Annotated in this window: 24 protein-coding genes and 1 pseudogene; 14 read left to right on the plus strand and 11 right to left on the minus strand. The window is 61.5% G+C overall.

The features are described from left to right. Window positions 1-5 precede the first annotated feature (5 nt). On the plus strand, window positions 6-716 hold the full coding sequence (locus IHQ72_RS20360; RefSeq protein WP_258116802.1) for a purine-nucleoside phosphorylase: 711 nt from the start codon (window positions 6-8) through the stop codon (window positions 714-716). On the opposite strand, the gene IHQ72_RS20365 is transcribed toward IHQ72_RS20360, so the two are convergent. Continuing rightward, on the minus strand, window positions 713-1,018 hold the full coding sequence (locus IHQ72_RS20365) for a ribbon-helix-helix domain-containing protein (protein WP_077384009.1): 306 nt from the start codon (window positions 1,016-1,018) through the stop codon (window positions 713-715). The genes IHQ72_RS20360 and IHQ72_RS20365 overlap by 4 nt on opposite strands. A 260-nt stretch (window positions 1,019-1,278) precedes the next feature. Here IHQ72_RS20365 and IHQ72_RS20370 point away from each other — a divergent pair, with 260 nt between their 5' ends. From IHQ72_RS20370 to IHQ72_RS20380, 3 genes are all read left to right on the plus strand, one after another. Further along, entirely contained in the window at window positions 1,279-1,674 is a 396-nt protein-coding gene (locus tag IHQ72_RS20370; protein WP_258116807.1) for a VOC family protein, read from the plus strand. Window positions 1,675-1,753: 79 nt separating this feature from the next. Beyond that, complete coding sequence (locus IHQ72_RS20375) at window positions 1,754-2,302, plus strand: gluconate 2-dehydrogenase subunit 3 family protein (RefSeq protein WP_258116808.1); 549 nt, start codon at window positions 1,754-1,756, stop codon at window positions 2,300-2,302. Between the two features lie 47 nt (window positions 2,303-2,349). Next, window positions 2,350-3,921 carry a GMC family oxidoreductase gene (locus IHQ72_RS20380; RefSeq protein WP_258116809.1) on the plus strand — a complete coding sequence of 524 codons (1,572 nt, stop codon included), beginning with the start codon at window positions 2,350-2,352 and terminating at the stop codon, window positions 3,919-3,921. A 67-nt stretch (window positions 3,922-3,988) separates the two neighbouring features. On the opposite strand, the gene IHQ72_RS20385 is transcribed toward IHQ72_RS20380, so the two are convergent. Then, a complete protein-coding gene (locus IHQ72_RS20385) occupies window positions 3,989-4,384 on the minus strand; it encodes a hypothetical protein (protein WP_258116810.1) in 396 nt (131 codons plus the stop codon). A 302-nt stretch (window positions 4,385-4,686) separates the two neighbouring features. Between IHQ72_RS20385 and urtA the strand changes: the two genes are divergently transcribed. The 6 genes from urtA to IHQ72_RS20415 all read left to right on the plus strand — a co-directional run bounded on the left by urtA (window position 4,687) and on the right by IHQ72_RS20415 (window position 11,162). After that, window positions 4,687-5,997: an urea ABC transporter substrate-binding protein gene (gene urtA, locus IHQ72_RS20390; protein WP_258116811.1), complete on the plus strand. Its 1,311-nt coding sequence runs from the start codon at window positions 4,687-4,689 to the stop codon at window positions 5,995-5,997. A 126-nt stretch (window positions 5,998-6,123) separates the two neighbouring features. Further along, window positions 6,124-7,740, plus strand: a complete 1,617-nt coding sequence (gene urtB, locus IHQ72_RS20395; RefSeq protein WP_258116812.1) for an urea ABC transporter permease subunit UrtB — start codon at window positions 6,124-6,126, stop codon at window positions 7,738-7,740. After that, window positions 7,737-8,969: an urea ABC transporter permease subunit UrtC gene (urtC, locus tag IHQ72_RS20400; protein WP_258116813.1), complete on the plus strand. Its 1,233-nt coding sequence runs from the start codon at window positions 7,737-7,739 to the stop codon at window positions 8,967-8,969. The genes urtB and urtC overlap by 4 nt, the downstream gene beginning before the upstream one ends. A 3-nt stretch (window positions 8,970-8,972) precedes the next feature. Then, complete coding sequence (urtD, locus tag IHQ72_RS20405) at window positions 8,973-9,719, plus strand: urea ABC transporter ATP-binding protein UrtD (protein ID WP_258116814.1); 747 nt, start codon at window positions 8,973-8,975, stop codon at window positions 9,717-9,719. A gap of 70 nt (window positions 9,720-9,789) precedes the next feature. Next, the gene (gene urtE / locus IHQ72_RS20410) at window positions 9,790-10,485 is read left to right on the plus strand and encodes an urea ABC transporter ATP-binding subunit UrtE (protein WP_258116815.1); all 696 of its coding nucleotides are present in this window, start codon (window positions 9,790-9,792) and stop codon (window positions 10,483-10,485) included. Between the two features lie 500 nt (window positions 10,486-10,985). Beyond that, window positions 10,986-11,162: a hypothetical protein gene (locus IHQ72_RS20415; protein ID WP_258116816.1), complete on the plus strand. Its 177-nt coding sequence runs from the start codon at window positions 10,986-10,988 to the stop codon at window positions 11,160-11,162. Window positions 11,163-11,202: 40 nt separating this feature from the next. Here IHQ72_RS20415 and IHQ72_RS20420 read toward each other — a convergent pair. From IHQ72_RS20420 to uvrA, 4 genes and pseudogenes are all read right to left on the minus strand, one after another. Continuing rightward, window positions 11,203-12,356: pseudogene (locus IHQ72_RS20420) on the minus strand (GGDEF domain-containing protein). Between the two features lie 96 nt (window positions 12,357-12,452). Beyond that, on the minus strand, window positions 12,453-13,259 hold the full coding sequence (locus IHQ72_RS20425) for a DUF72 domain-containing protein (RefSeq protein WP_258116818.1): 807 nt from the start codon (window positions 13,257-13,259) through the stop codon (window positions 12,453-12,455). A gap of 27 nt (window positions 13,260-13,286) precedes the next feature. Then, complete coding sequence (locus IHQ72_RS20430) at window positions 13,287-13,757, minus strand: GNAT family N-acetyltransferase (protein WP_258116819.1); 471 nt, start codon at window positions 13,755-13,757, stop codon at window positions 13,287-13,289. Window positions 13,758-13,791: 34 nt separating this feature from the next. Then, window positions 13,792-16,713 (minus strand): excinuclease ABC subunit UvrA, encoded by a 2,922-nt coding sequence (uvrA, locus tag IHQ72_RS20435; protein WP_258116820.1) that lies wholly within the window; start codon window positions 16,711-16,713, stop codon window positions 13,792-13,794. Window positions 16,714-16,978: 265 nt separating this feature from the next. Between uvrA and IHQ72_RS20440 the strand changes: the two genes are divergently transcribed. Beyond that, on the plus strand, window positions 16,979-17,374 hold the full coding sequence (locus IHQ72_RS20440) for a hypothetical protein (RefSeq protein ID WP_258116821.1): 396 nt from the start codon (window positions 16,979-16,981) through the stop codon (window positions 17,372-17,374). A gap of 115 nt (window positions 17,375-17,489) precedes the next feature. Here the strand turns inward: IHQ72_RS20440 and IHQ72_RS37125 are convergent, their stop codons facing one another. The 4 genes from IHQ72_RS37125 to IHQ72_RS20460 form a co-directional block, all read right to left on the minus strand. Beyond that, window positions 17,490-17,915, minus strand: coding sequence for a hypothetical protein (locus tag IHQ72_RS37125; RefSeq protein ID WP_374120263.1), 426 nt, complete (start codon window positions 17,913-17,915; stop codon window positions 17,490-17,492). A gap of 161 nt (window positions 17,916-18,076) precedes the next feature. Then, window positions 18,077-18,682 carry an ATP-dependent Clp protease proteolytic subunit gene (locus IHQ72_RS20450; RefSeq protein ID WP_258116822.1) on the minus strand — a complete coding sequence of 202 codons (606 nt, stop codon included), beginning with the start codon at window positions 18,680-18,682 and terminating at the stop codon, window positions 18,077-18,079. A gap of 21 nt (window positions 18,683-18,703) precedes the next feature. Continuing rightward, window positions 18,704-19,198, minus strand: a complete 495-nt coding sequence (locus IHQ72_RS20455) for an SRPBCC family protein (RefSeq protein ID WP_258116823.1) — start codon at window positions 19,196-19,198, stop codon at window positions 18,704-18,706. Further along, window positions 19,195-19,509, minus strand: coding sequence for an ArsR/SmtB family transcription factor (locus IHQ72_RS20460; RefSeq protein ID WP_029352885.1), 315 nt, complete (start codon window positions 19,507-19,509; stop codon window positions 19,195-19,197). Before IHQ72_RS20460 ends, IHQ72_RS20455 begins: the two co-directional genes overlap by 4 nt. 236 nt (window positions 19,510-19,745) lie before the next feature. Between IHQ72_RS20460 and IHQ72_RS20465 the strand changes: the two genes are divergently transcribed. From IHQ72_RS20465 to IHQ72_RS20475, 3 genes are all read left to right on the plus strand, one after another. Continuing rightward, window positions 19,746-20,264, plus strand: a complete 519-nt coding sequence (locus IHQ72_RS20465; protein ID WP_095492812.1) for a single-stranded DNA-binding protein — start codon at window positions 19,746-19,748, stop codon at window positions 20,262-20,264. Window positions 20,265-20,398: 134 nt separating this feature from the next. Continuing rightward, window positions 20,399-20,824 carry an OsmC family protein gene (locus IHQ72_RS20470; RefSeq protein ID WP_258116824.1) on the plus strand — a complete coding sequence of 142 codons (426 nt, stop codon included), beginning with the start codon at window positions 20,399-20,401 and terminating at the stop codon, window positions 20,822-20,824. A 70-nt stretch (window positions 20,825-20,894) separates the two neighbouring features. Next, window positions 20,895-21,641, plus strand: coding sequence for a hypothetical protein (locus tag IHQ72_RS20475; RefSeq protein ID WP_258116825.1), 747 nt, complete (start codon window positions 20,895-20,897; stop codon window positions 21,639-21,641). Between the two features lie 20 nt (window positions 21,642-21,661). On the opposite strand, the gene IHQ72_RS20480 is transcribed toward IHQ72_RS20475, so the two are convergent. Next, window positions 21,662-22,294, minus strand: coding sequence for a MarC family protein (locus tag IHQ72_RS20480; protein WP_258116826.1), 633 nt, complete (start codon window positions 22,292-22,294; stop codon window positions 21,662-21,664). Window position 22,295 lies beyond the last annotated feature (1 nt).

Genomic DNA, 22,295 nt, shown 5'->3' on the forward strand with positions numbered 1-22,295 from the left:
ATGCCGTGACGCCGCACAACGAGGCAGGCAAGGGTGATTATGCCGCAACAGTGCTGTTGCCGGGCGATCCGCAGCGTGCCGAATGGATGGCGGAAACCTTTCTGAAGGCGCCGCGCTGCGTCAACCGTCGAAGGGAGGCCCTCGGTTTTACCGGCCTGTTTCGCGGCAAGCCCGTCAGCATCCAGTCCACCGGCATCGGCGTCTCGTCATTCCTGATCTACGCGCATGAATTGCTGGACTTCCATGGCGTCAGGACACTGATCCGCACCGGCACCTGTGGCGCCCTGACGGCGGCGGTTAAACTGCGCAGCCTGGTGATCTCGCAGTCGGTGCGGGGTGAAAGTGCAGAGAGCGGCCAGGTCTTTGGGCTCTACGGTGCTGATGCCGGCCCCGATCCGGAGCTTTATGCCCAGGCATTGACGCGGGCTGCCGAAATCGGCATCGAACATCAGGCCGGGCTGACCATCTGCAGCGATATATTCTATCATCCCCAGGGCCGCGATCGCTTCGCCGAAGCACAGGCACAGGGCGCGCTGGCCGTGGATATGGAGACCAGTGCGCTCTATCGCATCGCCGCGCATTTCGGCGCCCGGGCCCTGTCGATGCTGACTGTCGTCGACAATGTGGTGACCGGCGAGCAAACCGACTATTCCGAACGCCAGGCGCTTTTCACCGATATGACCCGGCTGGCACTCGATGTTGCGATCGAAAGTTAAGCTGCTTGCCGCTTCGGGGCCGTGTGTTCTTCGATGCCCGGCCGATGGCCGCGCAGATAGAGAGCACAGGTCGTGCGCAGCATCGAGGCGAAGTTCGGAATCTGGCCATTGATCTCGATAGCCTCGTCATAGAGCTTCGAGATGAATTTCGGGGTCGTCAGACCCTGGCTGTCGGCGATCTCGTCGAGCAATGCCCAGAATGTCGCCTCGAGCTGAATGCTCGTCGAATGCCCGTCGATACGGATCGATCGGTTGATCTGTCGGTAACCCTCCGGATCCTGCCCGGCAAAAACCCTGCACATCGCTACCTCCCCTTCTTATTGATCTTGGCCATTCTTGTTGATTTTAGGCGCAATCAGCAGCGATTCGCGCCTTTGAGCAGTGCCTATTGCGGCCAATTATCTTCAGCCGGAAAGCGGAAAACAGCAATCGGACTTTCGTCCTTAGGCGGTTTGCCACCCCGTCGTTAGATTAGCGCGTGGTAATCGGCTGCCACCACCTTTGCCGCAACCCGCGCATAATCACGCCGACCGCATAAGGCGGTGCTGCGACGGAGTGTCATTTGGCGAAGACGATCCACACCATGATCCGGGTTCTGGACGAGGCGCGGTCCATCGACTTCTATCGGAAAGCCTTTGGGCTGGACGTCGCTGAACGGCTCGATTTCGAAACCTTCACGCTCGTCTATCTGAGCAGTGCCGAGGCGGAGTTCGAGGTCGAGCTCACCGTCAACAAGGGCCGCCAGGAGCCTTATGCGCTCGGCGACGGCTACGGCCATCTCGCGGTTTCGGTCGCCGATCTGGACAGCGAACATGACCGGCTCGGCGCGCTTGGCCTCGGCCCGAAGAAGATCGTCGAGTTCAACCGCCACGGAGCGCTGCTCGCGCGCTTCTTCTTCATCGAGGATCCCGACGGCTACAAGATCGAGGTTCTGCAGCGTCAGGGCCGGTTCAAATAGGAGATTTTACGGCCGCACCGGCGTGCGCGGCGCCAGCCACGGCACCTTCGGGTGCAAATAGCAAGCAAGGGAGGAACAAATGGTCACGATTTATGAGAGAAAGCCGGCCAATGAAAGGAAGCCCGGGCTATCGCGCCGCGAGGTTCTGAAGCGCGGCGGTGTCGGCGCGTTGCTGGTCATCTCAGGCAGTGCCGTCATCAGCCCGGAACATGCCTGGGGTCTCGAAACATCCGCGCTCAAGCCCGAAACTATGGCGACCCTGATCCAGATGGCGCGTGACATCTACCCGCACGATCAAGTGCCTGACAAATATTACGCAATCGCCGTCAAGGCGCACGATGAGCAGGCCGGGAAAGACCCCACCCACAAAGATCTTATCGAAAACGGCATTGCCGAGCTCGACTTGAAGTCGGGCAAGAACGGCTACACCGGTCTCGGCTGGGAGGAGCAGCGCGTAGCGGTGCTGAGAGAGATCGAGGACACGCCGTTCTTTCAGGCAGTCCGCGGCGGGCTTGTCGTCGGCCTCTACAACCAGAAGGAGGTCTGGCCGATCTTCGGCTACGAGGGCGAGTCCTACTCCAAGGGCGGGTACATGGCGCGCGGGTTCGACGACATCGAGTGGCTCTGATCCCCATCGTCCCAAACCGTACACAACAGACATCATGGGAGGAAACCATGGCAGCACCATTTGATCTCAAGAACGATGGCGTGGTCGTCATCATCGGCTCGGGCGCCGGCGGCGGCACGCTCGGCAACGAACTCGCCCAGAAGGGCATCGATGTCGTCATCCTGGAAGCGGGCGCCCGCCACGAATACGAGGATTTCACCAACGACGAGTGGGATTCATTCGCCCAGCTCGCCTGGACGGACAAGCGCACGACCTCGGGCGACTGGCGGGTGGCGAAGGATTTTCCCAATTTGCCAGCTTGGATCGTCAAGGCGGTCGGCGGCTCGACCACGCACTGGGCGGGCGCCTCGCTGCGCTTTCAGGAGCATGAATTCAGAACGCTTTCGACCTACGGAAAACTGGAAGGCGCGAACCTGCTCGATTGGCCGATCACGCTTGCCGAGTTGGAGCCCTACTACGCAAAGGCCGAAGACAGACTGGGCGTGACGCTCACCAACAACATCCCAGGCCTTCCCGGCAACAACAACTTCAAGGTGATGAAGGCCGGCGCCGACAAGCTCGGCTACAAGGAGTGCCACACCGGCCGGATGGCAATCAATTCCGAGCCGCGCGACGACCGCAATGCCTGCCAGCAGACCGGCTTCTGCTTCCAGGGCTGTAAATGGGGCGCCAAGTGGTCGACGCTCTACAGCGAAATTCCCAAGGGCGAGGCGACCGGTCATCTCGAGGTCAGACCAAACGCCATGGCGATCAAGATCAGCCACGACGCCAGCGGGAAAGTAACCGGCGTTGTCTATGCCGACAAGGACGGCAGACTGCAGGAACAGAAGGCCCGCATTGTCGCCGTCGCCGGAAATTCGATCGAGAGCCCGCGGCTGCTGCTCAATTCGGCATCGAGCCAGTTTCCCGACGGCCTTGCCAATTCGTCGGGGCAGGTCGGCAAGAACTACATGCGCCACACCACGGGGTCGGTCTACGGCATCTTCGACAGGCCGGTGCATATGTATCGCGGCACCACCATGGCCGGTATCATCCGCGACGAAGTCCGCAACGATCCCTCGCGCGGCTTCGTCGGCGGCTACGAATTGGAGACGCTGTCGCTCGGCCTGCCGTTCATGGCCGCCTTCCTCAATCCCGGCGGCTGGGGGCGCTCCTTCACCACGGCGCTCGATCACTACGACCATATGGCCGGCATGTGGATCGTCGGCGAGGACATGCCGCGCGAGGAAAACCGCATCACGCTGCATGCCGATATCAAGGACGAGCACGGCATGCCGGTGGCGGACGTCCATTTCGACGACCATGCCAACGACACGGCGATGCGCAACCACGCCTACAAGCAGGGCTCGGCGCTCTACGCGGCGGTGGGTGCGACCCGGACCTTCCCGACGCCCCCCTATCCATCGACCCACAATCTCGGCACCAACCGGATGAGCGAGAAGGCGGCCGACGGCGTCGTCAACAAGCATGGCCAGGCGCACGACATCAAGAACCTGTTCGTGTCGGATGGCAGCCAGTTCACCACCGGCGGCGCTGAAAATCCGACATTGACGATCGTGTCGCTGGCGATCCGTCAGGCTGACTATATTGCCGAACAGATGTTGGCCAAGAGCATTTAGCCATACCCTCCCGACTGCCTGCTGGCGCGGAACCTCGCGAGGTTTCGCGCCTCTTCTTGTCGGCTGTTCAACGCTTTGTGCAGGTCGAGGCGGTGAAGGCGCCGTCAGGCTGCTTCATGATGATGTCGAAGGACGGGCTGGTTTGACCGTCCAGGGTGGCTTGCGTGAGCGAGATCGAGTTGCCGCCGGTCGTATAGCCGCCCAACGGGCCCAACCAGGTGATCTCGCCGTTTGCATCCATCTGATAGTTGTAGCCCTGCCGGGCGGTTCCGAAGGTCACCGGGCCGCTATAGACATTCCCCTTGATGGTGATGTCGCCAAGGCTGAGGAACATGCCAAGCAGATAGACTTCGCAGTGATAGGTGCCGTCCGGCAATTTGCCATCTGTGAAGTCGGCGTGTGCACTGCCGCTCGCGGCAGCCAGAAGCATGGTGCTGAAAATACAAGAAATCCTGGAGGCCATGACGTCGCTCGTTTGAAGATCGAACTTGCCCCATTTTCCTGCTGCGCTGCAACGGTTCGCCGTCTTTGATCTGGCTCTGCTCAAAATTGGTGCGTTAATTTGAGAGTGATCAAAAATTAGGCGAGAGCGGGGAATTTTTTCTCAAGCAGAGCACCGGCGGCGGCGCTTTTCTTTGGCGGCTAACATATTAACCGGCTGATAGGGCTGGGAAATCCAAGCCCACTTATTTTTGCTCCCGCGGTTGGCACAGCCGTTGCATGGTCTGTTTGCGATGCGATCAACCAGCTAGGGAGTTTTGAAATATGAGGGGCAGTTTCTCGACAATAACAAAAATGCTTTCGGCAGGCGCGGTCACGGCCGGCCTGCTGATGAGCGTCCCGGCCAGGGCGGCTGACGACACGATCAAGGTGGGTATTCTCCACTCGCTGTCGGGTACCATGGCGATTTCGGAGACGACGCTGAAGGACGCCATGCTGATGCTCATCGAAGAGCAGAATGCAAAGGGCGGCCTGCTCGGCAAGAAACTCGAAGCGGTCGTCGTCGATCCGGCTTCGAACTGGCCGCTGTTCGCCGAAAAGGCGCGCGAGCTGATCTCCAAGGACAAGGTCGCGGCGGTGTTCGGTTGCTGGACCTCGGTGTCACGCAAGTCAGTGCTGCCGGTGTTCAGCGAGCTCGATAACATCCTGTTCTACCCCGTCCAGTATGAGGGCGAGGAGAGCGAGCGCAACGTGTTCTACACCGGTGCGGCGCCGAACCAGCAGGCAATTCCGGCCGTCGACTATCTGATGAGCGAGGACGGCGGTTCGGTGAAACGCTGGGTGCTTGAAGGCACCGACTACGTTTATCCGCGCACCACCAACAAGATCCTCGAAGCCTATCTGAAAGCCAAGGGCGTCGCCGCCGAAGACATCATGGTCAACTATACGCCGTTCGGCTTCTCCGACTGGCAGACCGAAGTCTCGACGATCAAGAAGTTCGGCTCGGCCGGCAAGAAGACCGCCGTCGTCTCGACCGTCAATGGCGACGCCAACGTGCCGTTCTACAAGGAACTCGGCAACCAGGGCGTCAAGGCCGAGGACATCCCGGTCATGGCCTTCTCGGTCGGTGAGGAAGAACTTGCCGGTCTCGACACCGCGCCGCTCGTCGGCCATCTCGCCGCCTGGAACTATTTCCAGAGCATCGATACGCCCGAGAACGCCAAGTTCATCGCCGACTGGCACAAGTTCATCAAGAGCGACAAGCGCACCACCAACGACCCGATGGAAGCCCACTATGTCGGCTTCAACATGTGGGTGAAGGCGGTTGAGAAGGCCGGCACCACCGATCCTGACAAGGTCATCGACGCCGTGATCGGCGTCTCGGTGCCGAACCTGACCGGTGGTTACTCGACCATGATGCCGAACCATCACATCACCAAGCCGGTGCTGATCGGCGAAATCCAGGCCGACGGCCAGTTCGAGACCGTCTCGCAGACGCCTGGCCTGGTGATGGGTGACGAGTGGTCTGACTATCTGGCTGATTCAAAGGACCTGATCTCCGATTGGCGCGCGCCTCTGTCCTGCGGCAACTTCAATGTTGCGACAGGCAAGTGCGGCGGCAAGGGAACCAACTGATCCTCCCGGGTCTGACCGGTCGTGGATTTCTCCACGACCCAGACCGCGACGCGTCCGGGCGAGCTCCTCCTCTCCTCCAGCCCGCCCGGACGCGAACTTCAACCCTTCAAGAGTCGCCAGAAACCGATGATCCTTATCCGCGCGATCGGCCTGACGCTGCTGCTTCTCCTGGGGCTTCTGCTGCCGTCGAACGCTGCCGAAGCGGATCTGCGCGCCATCATCGCCAAATTTGCCACTGCCTCGAATTTTTCGGCCACCGAAGCTGTCGTGCGCGAGCTCGCGGCCACCGGTGATACTGCCGTCGAACGCCCGCTCGGCGCGCTTGCGGAGGGCAATCTTTACGTCCGAAAGTCCGATTCGCTGGTTTTCATCGGCAAGGAAGGCGGCGGCAGCGTTGAGCTGCTCGATCCGCTGAGCGGTGAAAAGTCCGGCGATGCGGCCAAGGCCGAGATCACCAAGATCAAGGTCAACAATACGCTGCGCCGCGCCGTCCGCGATATTCTGGGCACGCTGACGCTCGGCGCGAAAGATCCGGCTGCGCGCATTGCTGCCGCCGACACGATGTTCAAGACGCCCGATGCCACAAACATCGAGCCACTTGATGCCGCAGTCGCCAGCGAGAGCGTGGCAAGCGTCAAAGCGCTGCTCGAACAGGCCCGCGCGGCGTCGGTTCTGGTTTCCGACCGGCCGGAGGCCGACAAACTGGCGGCGATCGCCCTGATCGGCGCGCGCGGCGACCGCAACGCGCTGTCCCTGCTCACCGCCGTCGAGGCCAATTCCGAGGGCGCGGTCAAGGACGCGGCGACGGCGGCGATCGCAAGCATCAATTCGACGCTGGCGCTGTGGGATGCGGGCCAGAACATCTGGTACGGCATCTCGCTCGGGTCGGTGTTGCTGCTGGCGGCGATCGGCCTCGCCATCACCTTCGGCGTGATGGGCGTCATCAACATGGCGCATGGCGAAATGGTCATGCTCGGCGCCTACACGACCTTTGTCGTGCAGGAGGTGATCCGCAATTCCTTTCCCGGCCTGTTCGACTGGTCGCTGGTCATCGCACTGCCGCTCGCCTTCTCGGTCGCGGCGCTCGTCGGCCTTGTCATTGAGCGGGGCGTGATCCGTTTCCTTTACGGCCGGCCGCTGGAGACACTGCTGGCGACATGGGGCGTCTCGCTGATCCTGCAGCAGGCCGTGCGCACCATCTTCGGGCCGACGAACCAGGAGGTCGGCAATCCGTCATGGATGTCGGGTTCGTTCGATATCGGCCAGCTTGCCGTGACCTGGAACCGGCTCTGGATACTGGTATTCGCGCTCGGCGTGTTCGCGGTGCTGCTCTATGTGATGAAGCGCACGCCGTGGGGCCTGCAGATGCGCGCCGTCACCGCCAACCGCCGCATGGCCGCCTCGATGGGCATCAGGACGCCGTGGGTCGACGCGCTGACCTTTGCGTTGGGGTCCGGCATTGCTGGCATCGCCGGTGTCGCGCTCAGCCAGATCGACAATGTCTCGCCCAATCTCGGCCGCGGCTACATCATCGACAGCTTCATGGTCGTCGTCTTCGGCGGCGTCGGCAATCTCTGGGGCACGCTGGTCGGCGCCTTCTCGCTCGGCATCGTCAACAAGTTCCTCGAACCCTATGCCGGGGCGGTCCTCGGCAAGATCGTCGTGCTGGTCCTCATCATCCTGTTCATCCAGAAACGCCCGCGCGGCCTGTTCGCGCTCAAGGGCAGGTCGGTGGAAGCATGATCACGGGACGCTTCTTCGCCGCCGGCGCCGACCGTCGTATCGCCATCACGATCTTCATTCTGCTGGCCGTCGCCATCATCGTGCCGTTGCTCAATCTGGCGGTCTCGCCGACGAGTGCGTTCTTTGTGCCGTCCTATGTCGTCGCGCTCACCGGCAAGTATCTCTGCTACGCGCTGCTCGCCTTGGCGCTCGATCTCGTCTGGGGCTATTGCGGCATCCTTTCGCTCGGCCATGGCGCCTTCTTTGCGCTCGGCGGCTATGCGATGGGCATGTATCTGATGCGCCAAATCGGCTCGCGCGGCGTCTACGGCAATCCGCTGCTGCCGGACTTCATGGTGTTCCTGAACTATAGGGAATTGCCGTGGTTCTGGTACGGCTTCGATCATTTTTGGTTTGCCGCGATCATGGTGCTTGCGGTGCCCGGCTTGCTCGCCTTCATCTTCGGCTGGTTCGCCTTCCGCAGCCGCGTCACCGGCGTCTATTTGTCGATCATCACCCAAGCGATGACCTATGCGCTGCTGCTTGCGTTTTTCCGCAACGACATGGGTTTCGGCGGCAACAACGGCCTGACCGATTTCAAGGATATTCTGGGCTTTAACGTGCAGGCCGACGCAACACGCTCGGCATTGTTCGCGGCCAGCGCCGTCACGCTGGCGCTCGCCGTCTTCGTCACCTGGGCAATCGTCGGTTCCAAATACGGCAAGCTGCTGATGGCGGTGCGTGACGCCGAGAGCCGCACGCGCTTTCTCGGCTGGCGGGCGGAGAACGTGAAACTGTTCGCGTTCACCGTGTCGGCTGTCATGGCCGGCATCGCCGGGGCGCTCTACGTGCCGCAGGTCGGCATCATCAATCCGGGTGAATTCGAACCGTCCAATTCGATCGAGGTCGTGGTATGGGCGGCCGTCGGCGGGCGCGGCACCATTGTCGGGCCGATCATCGGCGCGCTTGTGGTCAATGCCGGCAAATCCTGGTTCACCGGCGTGCTTCCGGAGTTCTGGCTGTTTGCGCTGGGCGGACTGTTCGTTGCCGTCACGCTGTTCCTGCCCAGGGGGATTGTCGGCATGTGGGATTCCTGGCGCGGCAATGCCAAGGCGCTGCGTGCGGCCTCGATTGCCGAGGAAGCCGGCACCGATCCCGAAGCCCCGGCACCGCCGAAGATCGTCCGCTCGGCTGCGAGAACGCCGGGCGACTGGTCCGCGTCCGGCCCCGAACCGCAGCCGGCGGAGTGAGCTATGTCGAAGAGCAACACCATCCTCTATCTCGACGGCGTCTCGGTTTCCTTCGACGGCTTTCGCGCCATCAACAATTTGTCGCTGGTGCTCGACAAGGGCGAGATGCGGGCGATCATCGGTCCCAACGGCGCCGGCAAGACCACGATGATGGACATCGTCACCGGCAAGACGCGCCCTGATCAGGGCGAGGTTTTCTTCGACGGCCAAGTCGACCTGACAAAACATGACGAGGCCGAGATCGCCATGATGGGCATCGGCAGGAAATTCCAGAAGCCGACGGTCTTCGAAAGCCACACGATCGAGGAGAACCTGATGCTGGCGCTGAAGGGCCCACGCTCGATCTTCCCGGCGCTGTTCCATCGCCGCTCGGCCGCGGAAGTGCGGCAGATCGACGATATCCTCGGCATCACCCGGCTGGGCGACAAGCGCGATGAACTCGCCGCCAATCTCAGCCACGGACAGAAGCAATGGCTCGAGATCGGCATGCTGCTGGCGCAGGATCCGAAGCTGCTGCTGGTCGACGAACCGGTCGCCGGCATGACCGACGCCGAGACCGAGGAGACCGCGCGGCTGCTCAAGGATATTTCGCGCGACCACTCGGTCATCGTCGTCGAGCACGACATGCATTTCGTGCGCGAGCTCGGCGTCAAGGTCACCTGCCTGCACGAAGGTTCGGTCCTGTCCGAAGGCTCGCTCGATTTCGTATCGGCCGACGAGCGTGTCGTCGAAGTCTATCTGGGGAGATGATCATGGTCTGGCGCGTTCCGTTCCATCATTTCGACCTTTCGTTCTTCAGGCGTTGGAGAAGGCGCTGACCATGCTCGAAGTCTCCAACGCCACGCTGCACTACGGCGCCGCCCAGGCGCTGCGTGGCGTCTCGCTGAAGGCCGGCGCGGGCAAGATCACCTGCGTGCTCGGCCGCAACGGCGTCGGCAAAACCAGTTTGATGAGATCGATCGTCGGCCACCACCGGCTGACGAGCGGAAGCGTTGCCTTCGAGGGGAAGGCGCTCGACCGGAGCGCGGCGTATGATCGCGCCCGGTCGGGCATCGCATTCGTGCCGCAGGGCAGGGAGATCTTCCCGCTGCTCACTGTGCGGGAAAACCTCGAATCGGGCTTTGCGCCATTGAAGCGCGCCGACCGCAACATTCCCGGCCACGTCTTCGAATTGTTTCCGGTGCTGAAGCAGATGCTCGGCCGCCGGGGCGGTGACCTTTCCGGCGGCCAGCAGCAGCAGCTTGCCATCGGCAGGGCACTGGTGATGCGGCCGAAACTGCTGGTGCTCGATGAGCCGACCGAAGGCATCCAGCCGTCGATCATCAAGGATATCGGCCGCGCCATCCGCTATCTGCGCGACCAGGCTGATATCGCCGTGCTCCTGGTCGAACAGTATCTCGATTTCTGCCGGGAACTGGCGGATGAGGTCAACATCATGGACCGCGGCCAGATCGTCCACACCGGCCCGGCCGAGGATCTCGACCGGGCGGATGTCCGGAAATTCCTGACCGTCTAGAGCCTCAGTGGCGAATCGCAAACCTCTAGGATTAGCTGAACCATCTCTCCCGTCGTCATCCTGGGGCGAAGCAAGGAGCGAAGCGACGCGGCGCAGACCCCACGATCCATTCCGTGACATCCGCCGAAGAGTGCAATGGCGAAGAGAAAAAGCCGTTCTCCAGCGCGTCCTTCGATCCTCAGTTCTGCACCGTTGCGATGCTTTGAAGTCACGGCATGGGATCCTTGGGTCTTCGCTCCGCTTCGCGTCGCTGCGCCCAAGGATGACGAAATCACGAAGGTCTAGGAGATTTTCTTCAACGACATTGTTTGCAACTCTGGCGCGCTGAAAATTGCATGCTAGGCTTTACTTGGCCTTGTTGAGTCGGCCGCTTTCCGTATCAGTCTCGTTGACGGATCAAGGTGAGGCGTGGGCTCAGCCGGCACGTTCCGTGCAAGCAACCCCTTCCTGCGATCCGATTTTTGTTCGACGCATTTGGGGCACTTGGGCCGGGGACGCCGATGGAACGTTACGTCGAGGACTACCAGAAACGACGGCTCACCGAGCGCGTCGACATCATGACCGCCATCAACATTCTGAAATCGCAAGGATACGACCACGACGAGCTGATCACAGAGATCACCAAGGTCTTCTACGTCGATCTCGATACCTACAACGAGGTCGTGATGGCGGCGTGAGGGCTGACGGAAGGGGCGGATGCGCTATACCGCCAAGCGGCTAACTTGCGCGTCGGAAGGTCGAGGCCGCGACGCGGTTGCGACCGCCACGCTTGGCGGCATAGAGCGCCTTGTCGGCGGCGCTGAGCACCTTGTCAAAGCTCATGCCGTCCTTGCTGCCGAAAGCGTATCCGGCGCTGACCGTACATGTCAGGGGACGGGTTTCGGTCTCGATGACACGCGCGGCGAAGGCGGTGCGTATACGCTCGGCGGTGAACTCCACCGCTTCGGGCAGGGTGCGCTTCAGAACCAGCGCGAATTCCTCTCCGCCCATGCGCGCGGCGACATCGGTCGGGCGAAGGTTCTCGACCAGTTCCTCGGCGAACACTCTCAGCACCTGATCGCCCGTGGCGTGGCCGAACTCGTCGTTGATGGCCTTGAAGCCGTCGAGGGTCGAACACGACCACCGCCGTGAAAGCCCCGATCGGCGCGCCGCCATTGAGATCGAACAGTGCGCGGCGATTGAGCAGGCCGGTCAGCGGATCGGTCAGCGCATCCAGACGGTGGTATCGGGCCAGACGGCCCTGGTTGAGTGCCAGCGAAAGGGCGCCGATGCCGGTCATGCTGGCGATGACGACGACGAGGCTCAGATCCTCGGCCCAGTTGCTCGGCGCATGTCCGAGGACAAGCTTCCCATCCCATGCAAGAGCCATGGCGCACAGCACAAAGGAAATGCCGGTGGTCGAGTAGAGCACGGTAAGGCCGATGATCGGGACAGGAGCTTCAGCGCGCCCGACCCAGTACTGATAGGCCGTTGCAAACAGAAGCAGGGCGGCAAGGAAATTTTCGAACATGAAGCCGAGCCCGTCATATCCGAGCGCCATCGGCGGCAGCGCCAGGGCAAGCGAGATGCAGCTGCCGAGCACCGTCAGCGGGATCGGCGACTGGCCTGACCTGAACTGGTAGGCGGCGCCCAGCATGGTCGAGAACCCAACCAGGAGCAAGGCGAAGGTCGCGATGCCGAGGATGCGTCCGGGCGTCTCGATATAGTCCTCGTATATGAATACGTCGCCGACGACCAACAATGCGCTGATCGACCATGTCAGCAGAAACTTTTTCAGTTCGCGCGGTCAGCCAGATGCCGAACAACGTCAGGCTCAGGCAGGCGGCGGAAAAACCGACAGCCAGCAGAAGTGAGTGGTAGTCGAGCGACATGCCCTAACCCGCGGCTGCCCCAGCTCCGCGGATTCATGCAGCAAGGAGGTATCGATAAGGTTACGACGGCTGTGAAGATGCCATGATTCGATGTTGTCAGCCGGTGACGCGCTTCATCAGCGCCATGGCGCCGAACGGCGCGCGGACCTTGCCCTCGGTGATGAAGTAGACGAACACATCGCGCGGTTTGACCGGTGCGTCGGTTGACGGATCGGTGCGCGGCAGGTCGGCCGGCGCCTTGCCTTCCGCCCAGGTTTTTGCCCGTGCCGCCCATTCGTCGAGCGCCTTTGGCGTGTAGCAGTCGGGATTATCATCGCTGCCGGTCTGCAACCGGGCATAGATGAAATCGCCGGTGATGTCGGCGATCCCAGGATATTTGGCGTGGTCGGCGTAGACAATCGCCACCTTGTATTTGCGCGCCAGGGCAGCGAATTCCGGCACGACGAAGCTGTCGTTGCGCACCTCCACCGCATGGCGCAGCGCAACGCCGTCCTGCTTTTCAGGCAACAGCCTGAGGAAGGCCTCGAAATCGTCCGGATCGAACTTTTTGGTCGGTGCGAATTGCCATAGGATCGGCCCGAGCTTGTCGCCGAGTGCGGCGACGCCCGATCCCAGGAAGCGCGTCATCGACTCGCCGGCCTCGCCGAGCACGCGGCGGTTGGTGACGAAGCGGTTGCCTTTCAGCGAATAGACAAAACCGTCCGGCGCTTCGTTAGCCCATTTGACGAAGGTCGGCTCCTTGAAACTCGAATAATAGGTGCCGTTGACTTCGATGCTCGGCACGTGCCGGGTAGCGTAGTGCAGCTGTTTCGCCTTGGACAGCTTGTCCGGATAGAAGGACGCGTCCCATGGCTCGAAGGTCCAGCCGCCCATGCCGGCGCGAATTGTTCCTGATTGAGTCACTGTCGTCCTCCCGATTGCTGAAAAGGATCAGGCGATGGCCGTTGTCTGGGTGGCTTTAGCCATGTCGACGACCGTCCATCCTGGCCGATATGGATTGGGCCGGCGACCCGTTTCGTGAAAGCCATAGGCTTTGTAGAGCACGATGTTTCGTTCCATCTTGGCGTTGGTGTAGAGCCGCACCTTGGGCAGATGCCACAGCCGCGTCTGTTCGTCCGCCCACTTGAGCAGTGCGATGCCGAAACCGTTGCCCTGGAAAGCAGGGCCGACGGCGACGGAGAAGATCATCGTGTGGTCTGGGTGCCGCTCGAGGACAATCAGTCCGGCCGGCTCGCCGCTGCTTTCCAGCAGCCAGACCTCGCCGCGTCCGATCCGCGGCGCATAGTCCTCGGTGACCGGGATCGGCGGCGCGCCAAGCAAGGCGGTGTAGGGCGCATAGGCGGCTTCGGTCAGCCGGACGATTGTGGCGAGATCCTCAGCAAGCGCTCTTCTGATCTTCATTTGAAGGTTCTTCCAAACGCCAGCCAGTCCTCACTCACTCCGCCGCTTCGCGCTTGCCCCCGGGCCGCCGCTCCAGCAATTCCCGCAGGAACTGGCCGGTGTAGCTGCGCTTCTCGCGGACGATGTCCTCCGGCGTGCCTGACGCCACCAGCTCGCCGCCGCCGTCGCCACCCTCGGGACCGAGATCGAGCACCCAGTCGGCGGTTTTTATCACCTCGAGATTGTGCTCGATGACGACCACCGTATTGCCCTGGTCGACCAGCTCGTGCAGCACTTCCAAGAGCTTGGCGACATCGTGGAAATGCAGGCCGGTGGTCGGCTCGTCGAGGATGTAGAGCGTCTTGCCGGTCGCCTTGCGCGACAGTTCCTTGGCGAGCTTGATGCGCTGCGCCTCGCCGCCCGACAAAGTCGTCGCCTGCTGGCCGACATGGATGTAGCCGAGCCCGACCTGTTTCAGCGTTTCCAGCTTGTCGCGTACGCCGGGCACTGCGGCGAAGAAATCGACGCCCTCCTCGACCGTCATGTCGAGCACGTCGGCAATCGACTTGCCCTTGAACAGGACGTCGAGCGTTTCGCGGTTGTAGCGCTTGCCATGGCAGACGTCGCAGGTGACGTAGACGTCGGGCAGGAAGTGCATCTCGATCTTGATGACACCGTCGCCCTGGCAGGCCTCGCAGCGGCCGCCCTTGACGTTGAACGAGAAGCGGCCCGGCTGATAGCCGCGCGCCTTGGATTCCGGCAGGCCGGCGAACCAGTCGCGGATCGGTGTAAAGGCGCCCGTGTAGGTGGCGGGATTGGAACGCGGCGTCCGGCCGATCGGCGACTGGTCGATATCGATGACCTTGTCGAGGAATTCGAGGCCTTCGATGCGGTCGTGCTCGGCCGGATGCTCTCGCGAACCCATAATGCGGCGCGACGCTGCTTTGAACAAGGTTTCGATCAGGAAGGTCGACTTGCCGCCGCCGGAGACGCCGGTGACGGCGGTGAAGGTGCCGAGCGGGATTTCGGCGGTGACGTTCTTCAGATTGTTGCCGCGCGCGCCGACGATCTTCAGGCGCCGGTTCTTCTTGGCATCGCGCCGCACGGCCGGGGTAGCCACTTCGAGCTCGCCCGACAGATACTTGCCGGTGATCGAGGCAGGGCTCGCCATGATCTGCTGCGGCGTTCCCTGCGCGATGATGTGGCCGCCATGGATGCCGGCGGCCGGGCCGATATCGACGACATAGTCGGCATGCAGGATGGCGTCCTCGTCATGCTCGACGACAATCACCGTGTTGCCGATGTCGCGCAGATGCTTCAGCGTGTCGAGCAGGCGCGCGTTGTCGCGCTGATGCAGGCCGATCGACGGCTCGTCCAGCACATAGAGCACGCCGGTGAGGCCGGAGCCGATCTGCGAGGCCAGGCGGATGCGCTGGCTCTCGCCGCCCGACAGCGTGCCGGAATTACGCGACAGCGTCAGATAGTCGAGCCCGACATCGTTCAGGAAGCGCAGCCGCTCGCGGATCTCCTTGAGCACGCGCACCGCGATCTCGTTCTGCTTGTCGCTGAGCGAAGCGGGCAGGGCGGTGAACCATTGGTCGGCCTTGCGGATCGACAGCTCGGTGACCTCGCCGATATGCTTGCCGGCAATCTTCACCGCAAGCGCTTCCGGCTTCAGCCGGTAGCCGCGGCAGGCCGGGCAGGGCGTGGCCGACATGAAGCGCTCGATCTCCTCGCGCATCCAGGCTGACTCGGTTTCCTTCCAGCGCCGCTCCAGATTGGGAATGACCCCCTCGAAGGTCTTGGTCGTCTTGTAGGAGCGCAGGCCGTCATCATACTGGAAAGTGACCTCGCGCTCGCCGGTGCCATGCAGGATGGCTTGCTTTGCCTCTTCCGTCAGATCCCTGAACTTGTCGCCGAGCTTGAAACCATAGGCCTTGCCCAGCGCCTCCAGCGTCTGCACGTAATAGGGCGAGGTCGATTTCGCCCATGGGCTGACGGCGCCGGCACGCAGGGACAAATTGTCGTCGGGCACGATCAGGCTGGCGTCGATGGCGCGCTGGCTGCCGAGGCCGTCGCAGGTCGGGCAGGCGCCGAACGGGTTGTTGAACGAGAACAGCCGCGGCTCGATCTCAGGAATGGTGAAGCCGGACACCGGGCAGGCGAACTTTTCCGAGAACAGAATACGCTCGTGCGTCTCGTTCTTCGACTTGTTGACCGAATCCTCGCCGGTCTGGCTGGCGTCGAGCGGCCGGTCGGCGAATTCGGCCACCGCCAGCCCGTCGGCGAGCTTCAGCGCGGTCTCGATGGAATCGGCAAGCCGCGTCGCCAGATCGCCGCGCACGACGATGCGGTCGACGACGACGTCGAGATCATGCTTGTACTTCTTGTCCAGCGCCGGCACGTCGGCGATCTCGTAAAAGACACCATCGACCTTGACGCGCTGGAAGCCCTTCTTCTGCAGCTCCAGCAGTTCCTTGCGGTACTCGCCTTTGCGGCCGCGCACCATCGGCGCCAGGATGAACAGACGCGTGCCTTCCTCGACCGCCAGCACGCGGTCGACCATCTGCGACACCGTCTGGCTCTCGATCGGCAGGCCGGTGGCCGGCGAATAGGGGATGCCGACGCGCGCGAACAGGAGCCGCATATAGTCGTAAATCTCGGTGACGGTGCCGACCGTCGAACGCGGATTCTTCGACGTGGTCTTCTGCTCGATGGAGATTGCCGGCGACAGGCCGTCGATCTGGTCGACGTCAGGCTTCTGCATCATTTCGAGGAATTGCCGCGCATAGGCCGACAGGCTCTCGACGTAGCGGCGCTGGCCCTCGGCATAGATGGTGTCGAAGGCGAGCGACGACTTGCCGGACCCCGACAGGCCGGTCATGACGATCAGGCTGTCACGCGGCAGGTCGAGATCGACATTCTTCAGATTGTGTTCGCGCGCCCCGCGAATGGAAAGATATTTATGGTCGGCCATCGCCGGTCGCCGCCTCAGATCTGGAATCTCGTGGGATGGCGGGTTGTCCCGGCCATCCCCTATGTAGGTAATTTCGCCACCTTTTCGAGAGACGCCACAACTCTCGACCAAAGCCTTTAACCGTCTTTCGCGCAGGCGGGCAAGCGGAAAGAACAAAGACCGAACACGCTCCTGACAAAAGCGTCCATGAACCCAGCTTCACAAAGCGCCCGATCATGGTGGATTTAAGTTCCAGGCGTTTGCCAGTTCGCGAACCTGTAAACGGATGGCAGCTAGCGACCAACGCGTAACTTGGCGCACCTACAGAGACAAGGAAATCGTACCCAATAATGCAATCGCTGCGGCCGCAGCAAAGCAATCAGACGAGCATAGAATGTTGCGGCCGTTTTTCTTCCCATGGCCGCGCGCCACGGCTGATGCCGCGCCGCTCAAAACAGATGCAAATTTCGGATTCGCCACACAAGCGATCACATTTTTTGTAATCGGCTATCCAACGGTTGACGTCTCAGGCTCAGGGAGTCAGACTCCACAGGTCACCGAAGCCGACCGTCTTTCGATGGCCTCGCCACCCAAAGTGGCCTGCGAGACGCCGCGGGCTTTTGCGATGTGCGCTTCGGACGACACCAGTCGCAATGGACAGAAGAGGAGAGCAGAGGAATGACTCCACCGGGCAGTCCCTTGAGGCTCCACGTGTCGCTGGAGCCGCGGCAGGCATAAGTGCCAGGGCCAGGCGTGTGCGCCGACCGACAAACCGTGACCTGCCGATCCCATTAAAATCAGAGACTACTAGTCGGATCGTCGGCTGAACGCCGCGAAGCATCCGAAATCAAAAGCCGGCAGTGTACTCCCGGCAAATTGGATTTTAGATCCAAAAAAGCCCCGACCGTTTGCGGAAGCAGCGGCGGGGCTGTTTGTTTCAGATGGCCGCAAGCGCACGGGTGCCTTGAGATTGTGGCAGCGATGAAGGCCGATGCACTATCGCCGGGGGCCTTGATCGCGCCGAGGCCGACGTCGAAGGTTATGCTGCCGGAAATCCTGACATCGGTATCGCCGATCTTGAACTGGCCGTTACCGTTGCTGGGCACGGCGTCGTCGGGTTCGGGAGCCGGCTTGGCGATGCGATAGTCGTTGGACACACCGGGCAGCGTGCCGTTCTGCAAAGGCGGTGAATTGTCTTGGGCGAACGCCGTGCCGAAGGTCATCGCCGCGACGGCAACACCGATGACTAGCCGGTTCAAGCCGGTGCGGGAATCCTTGTCGCACATCGGCCGACCATATCGCCGCGCCATGGTCGAAGCCAGACCGGTGGCGATCAAACTTGCCGAACGATTTGGCCTTCGTCGCTCATGAGCCGGCTACCCTTTCACGCCGCCTTTTTACGGGTGTCAAAAACATGATCGACAAGCCCCCAGGTCTTTGCCTCCTCGGCGGTCATGAAATGGTCGCGGTCGAGGGTGCGTTCGACCTCTTCGAACGTGCGACCGCAATGGTGCGCGTAAAGCTCGGTCATGCGCCGCTTGGTCCTGAGGATACCTTCGGCGTGGCGCTGGATGTCGGAGGCCTGGCCCTGGAAACCGCCTGACGGCTGGTGCAGCAGGATGCTGGTGTTGGGCAGCGCGATGCGCCGGCCCGGGGTGCCCGCCATCAGCAGGAACGAGGCCATCGAGGCGGCAAAGCCCATGCAGACGGTCGATACGGGACTGCGTATATACTGCATCGTGTCGTAGATGGCGAAACCGCTGGTCACCACGCCGCCCGGCGAGTTGATGTAGAGCGATATCTCCTTGTCGGGATTGTCGGATTCCAGCGACAGAAGTTGGGCACAGACCAGCGCCGACACATTGTCATCGATCGGACCGTTGATGAAGACGATGCGCTCGCGCAGCAGCCGCGAAAAAATGTCGAAGGCGCGTTCGCCGCGGCTCGACTGCTCGATCACCATCGGCACCAGGTTGGCAAAACCGCTCATCGCTTTTCTCCGTTGTGCCGCTCAGGCCGCGCGCAGGAAGAGGCGAGGCGAGTTTGCAGCTATGATCTGTCTGGGGCTGTGTGCGTTGAGCGAAAGCCGGCAACCAGCGCCTGCAACCGCAGGCGTAGCTACCCGCGCAAATCCATCGTGGACGATGCGCAGATGCGTGCCGCCCGACACGGTGCGGTCGAGCGTGAAGGTGACAATGCTATCCATTGGGTTGTCCAGCGGGCTGGTGAGCGGATCCGCTGCGTTGCCAGGCGCCAGTCGCTCCCGCCAGGAATAACGCAGCAGGCGTTCGGGCTCGGCGTCGAGAATTTCGCACTCGATCTGCGCATCAGCCTTAGCAAAGGCAAAGCGGACGCCGATCTCCGGCTTGATGTCGTTCGGCATCATCCAGGCTGCGAGCAGGTCCGGCACCGTCAGCGCCCGCCACACTTTTTCCGGTGGGTCTGGAAGCTCGCACTCGAACTCGATCGAATCTGCCGCCATGCCTGAATGCTGTTTTGCCGTCATTGATCCATATCCTTCAAAACCGCCTTGAGCCGTTCGATACGCTCGGGCCAGAACGCACGGTAGCGCTCGATCCAGCCGAGCAGAGGGTCAAGCCCTTGCGGATCGGCGCGATAATAAGCGTTGCGGCCGGCTCGCCGCTCGACCACAAGGCCGGCGCCGCGCAGCACTGCGAGATGCTGCGACACGGCCGGTTGCGACACGGTCATGCCGCTGCGCAGTTCCGACACGGTCATCTCGCCAGCGGCGAGCCGTTCGTAGACGGCGCGGCGCGTCGGGTCGGAAAGCGCTCGAAAAATCTCTGCTTCGATCATGGTGGAAGCATAAGTCGACACTTATTGGTTTGGCAAGCAGTCTTTTCGCGCCCATATGGAATGGAGCAGTGGACCCAATCGATTGCTGACATTCCTTGACAGTAGAGATTGATGAGCCTAGAACGAAAAGAGAACAAAAACCTTGTGGGAAAAGGCAGCCACGGCAGGCGGGGATTGTCCGCAGTCTATAAGGTGAGCGACAGAAATTTTGTTTCGGATGAGCGCGGAGAAGTATCATGGCGGGTAGCGTCAACAAGGTCATTCTGGTGGGCAATCTCGGGGCGGATCCGGAAATCCGCCGTTTGAATTCGGGTGAGCCGGTCGTCAATATCCGCGTCGCCACCTCGGAAAGCTGGCGCGACAAGACTTCCGGCGAGCGCAAGGAAAAGACCGAGTGGCACAATGTCGTCATCTTCAACGAGCAGCTCGCCAAGGTCGCCGAGCAGTATCTGAAGAAGGGCGCGAAGGTTTATGTCGAGGGCCAGTTGCAGACGCGCAAATGGCAGGACCAGACCGGCAATGACCGCTACACCACCGAAATCGTGCTGCAGAAATTCCGTGGCGAGCTGCAGATGCTCGACGCACGCGGGCAGGGCGAGGGCGGTCAGGTCGGTAGCTATACCGGTGGCGGCAGCAGCCGCGGTTCCGATTTCGGCCAGTCCGGCCCGGGCGAGAGTTTCAATCGCGGCGGCAGTGGCGGCAACAAGGGCGGCGGCGGTTCGTCGCGCGAACTGGACGACGAAATTCCGTTTTGATCGCTCGGAGCGAACGGCTCTGCGCGAGCTGACAACGCCAGCTATTTGAGGCCACGCATTGGCGTCCCGAAAGTCTATCTTGGATTTTCGGGACGTTGTGCGTTTGAGTAGTGTGCGGTGAAAGGACGTATCAGATGAAAGCACGGGTCAAATGGGTCGAGGAGCGCACCTTCGTCGGTGAGTCCGGCAGCGGTCACAAGGTAGTGCTGGGGACTGCGTTCGGACCGGAAGGCAAGACGCCGGGGCCGAGCCCGATGGAGCTGGTGCTGCTCGGCACTGGCGGCTGCTCGGCCTATGATGTGGTCCACATCCTCGAAAAGGGGCGCGAGGCGGTCGAAGACTGCGTGGTCGAACTCGACGCCGACCGAGCGGAGAAGGAGCCGCGGGTGTTCACCCGTATCCATATGCGTTTCATCGTCAAGGGCCGCGCGCTTTCGCGCGACAAGGTGAAACGGGCGATCGAGCTGTCGATCGAAAAATACTGCTCAGCCACGGCGATGTTGGCCAAGACCGCCACCGTCACGCATGATTTCGAGGTTGTCGATACAGCGGCGAAGTAACCGATTAATAAGGGCTGAATATTTAGACTTCGCGTGGCATCGTCATTGTGCAGTCTGGAGTTTATGTTTAATGTCGCTGACTAGTCTGGTGAAGTCTGTATTCGGACCTTCAGCGGAGAGAAAAAGTAAAAAATCGCTCTATCGACTGTTGGTCGCCGAAACAATTTTGCGGACGATATGGCATGGCCCGCAAGATGAAAAAGGGAATTACGTCGAAGCTAAGAGTACGGAAGTGAAGGAACTGTACCGCGCGGGACGTGTTTTCAGTCACAGCTTCATATCGGTTTACGAGCAAGCATCCGGATTGCTCTGGACGCTGGGAGTCGCCGAACCGGCGAGGCTGGTGAAGGGGCAATGGCACTCCGGATACGATGATCGTGGTTTTCCAGCATTCTTCAGGCTTCGTCATGATATTCGGCACAGCACCAACATCGCCGCAACCTATTCGGAATATTCGTTTCCGTCATTGAACTATGTCCTGCGAACCTATCTCGACCTCGTGTGGGAAAGCGAACATTGGCGTTCTCAGATAGAACCTATCATTGATGCCCTGGAGGCCAGAGTCGACCTTGAGCAGATACAGGCACTAGCTAATTCACCCAGCACCGCCCGGTCACTGCCTGTCGTCCTTGTGAAACAAGCACCAGCCATTGCACAGCTACTCGAGCGAATGGGGTATCTCGAACGCAAGCAAGGTTTTCCAGGTTGGACCGAAACCGCACGGCCGGCTCTTGGCGGCAATTGGTTTGACCTGCAGGGCGGGCGGGTTGAATCCGAGAATGGCCGGCCTATGCCCCGGCTTCGGAGTCTAAACTAAACGCGTTGTTGTTCGTCGGTTCAGGGAGCCCCCATCAACGCCTTGATGCCGTCGGCGACGAACTGCACGGCGAGCGCCGCCAGGATGACGCCGAGCAGCCGGGTCAGGATCGAGCGGCCGGTCTGGCCGAGGATGCGGTCGATGCGCTCGGCCAGCACGAACACCAGGTAGGTGATGACAAGACAGATCGCGATGATGCCAACCAAAGCAGCCTGCGCGCCAAAACCTGGAAAAGAGCTGGAGAGCAGGACGGTCGCTGAAATCGCGCCAGGACCGGCGATCAGCGGGATCGCCAGCGGAAATGCGGCGATGTTGTGGATCATGTCCTTGGTGATGGCGACGTCGCCGATCTTCTCCTTGCGGTCCTGCCGGCGCTCGAACACCATTTCGAAGGCGATGAAGAACAGCAGGAACCCGCCGGCGACGCGGAAGGCCGGCAGCGTGATGCCGAATACCGACAGGATCGATGCGCCGGCGATCGCGAACAGCGCCATCACCAGGAACGCGATGATCGAGGCGCGGACGGAAACCTGGTTGCGCTCCTCGCGGTTCATGCCGCGCGTCACGGCGAGAAAGAGCGGCGCCAGGCCAGGCGGGTCGATGGTCACGAGAATGGTGACGAAGGCGTTGAACAGGCTGTCGAAGCTCGGCATC

The organism is Mesorhizobium onobrychidis (genome assembly GCF_024707545.1).
Lineage (GTDB): Bacteria > Pseudomonadota > Alphaproteobacteria > Rhizobiales > Rhizobiaceae > Mesorhizobium > Mesorhizobium onobrychidis.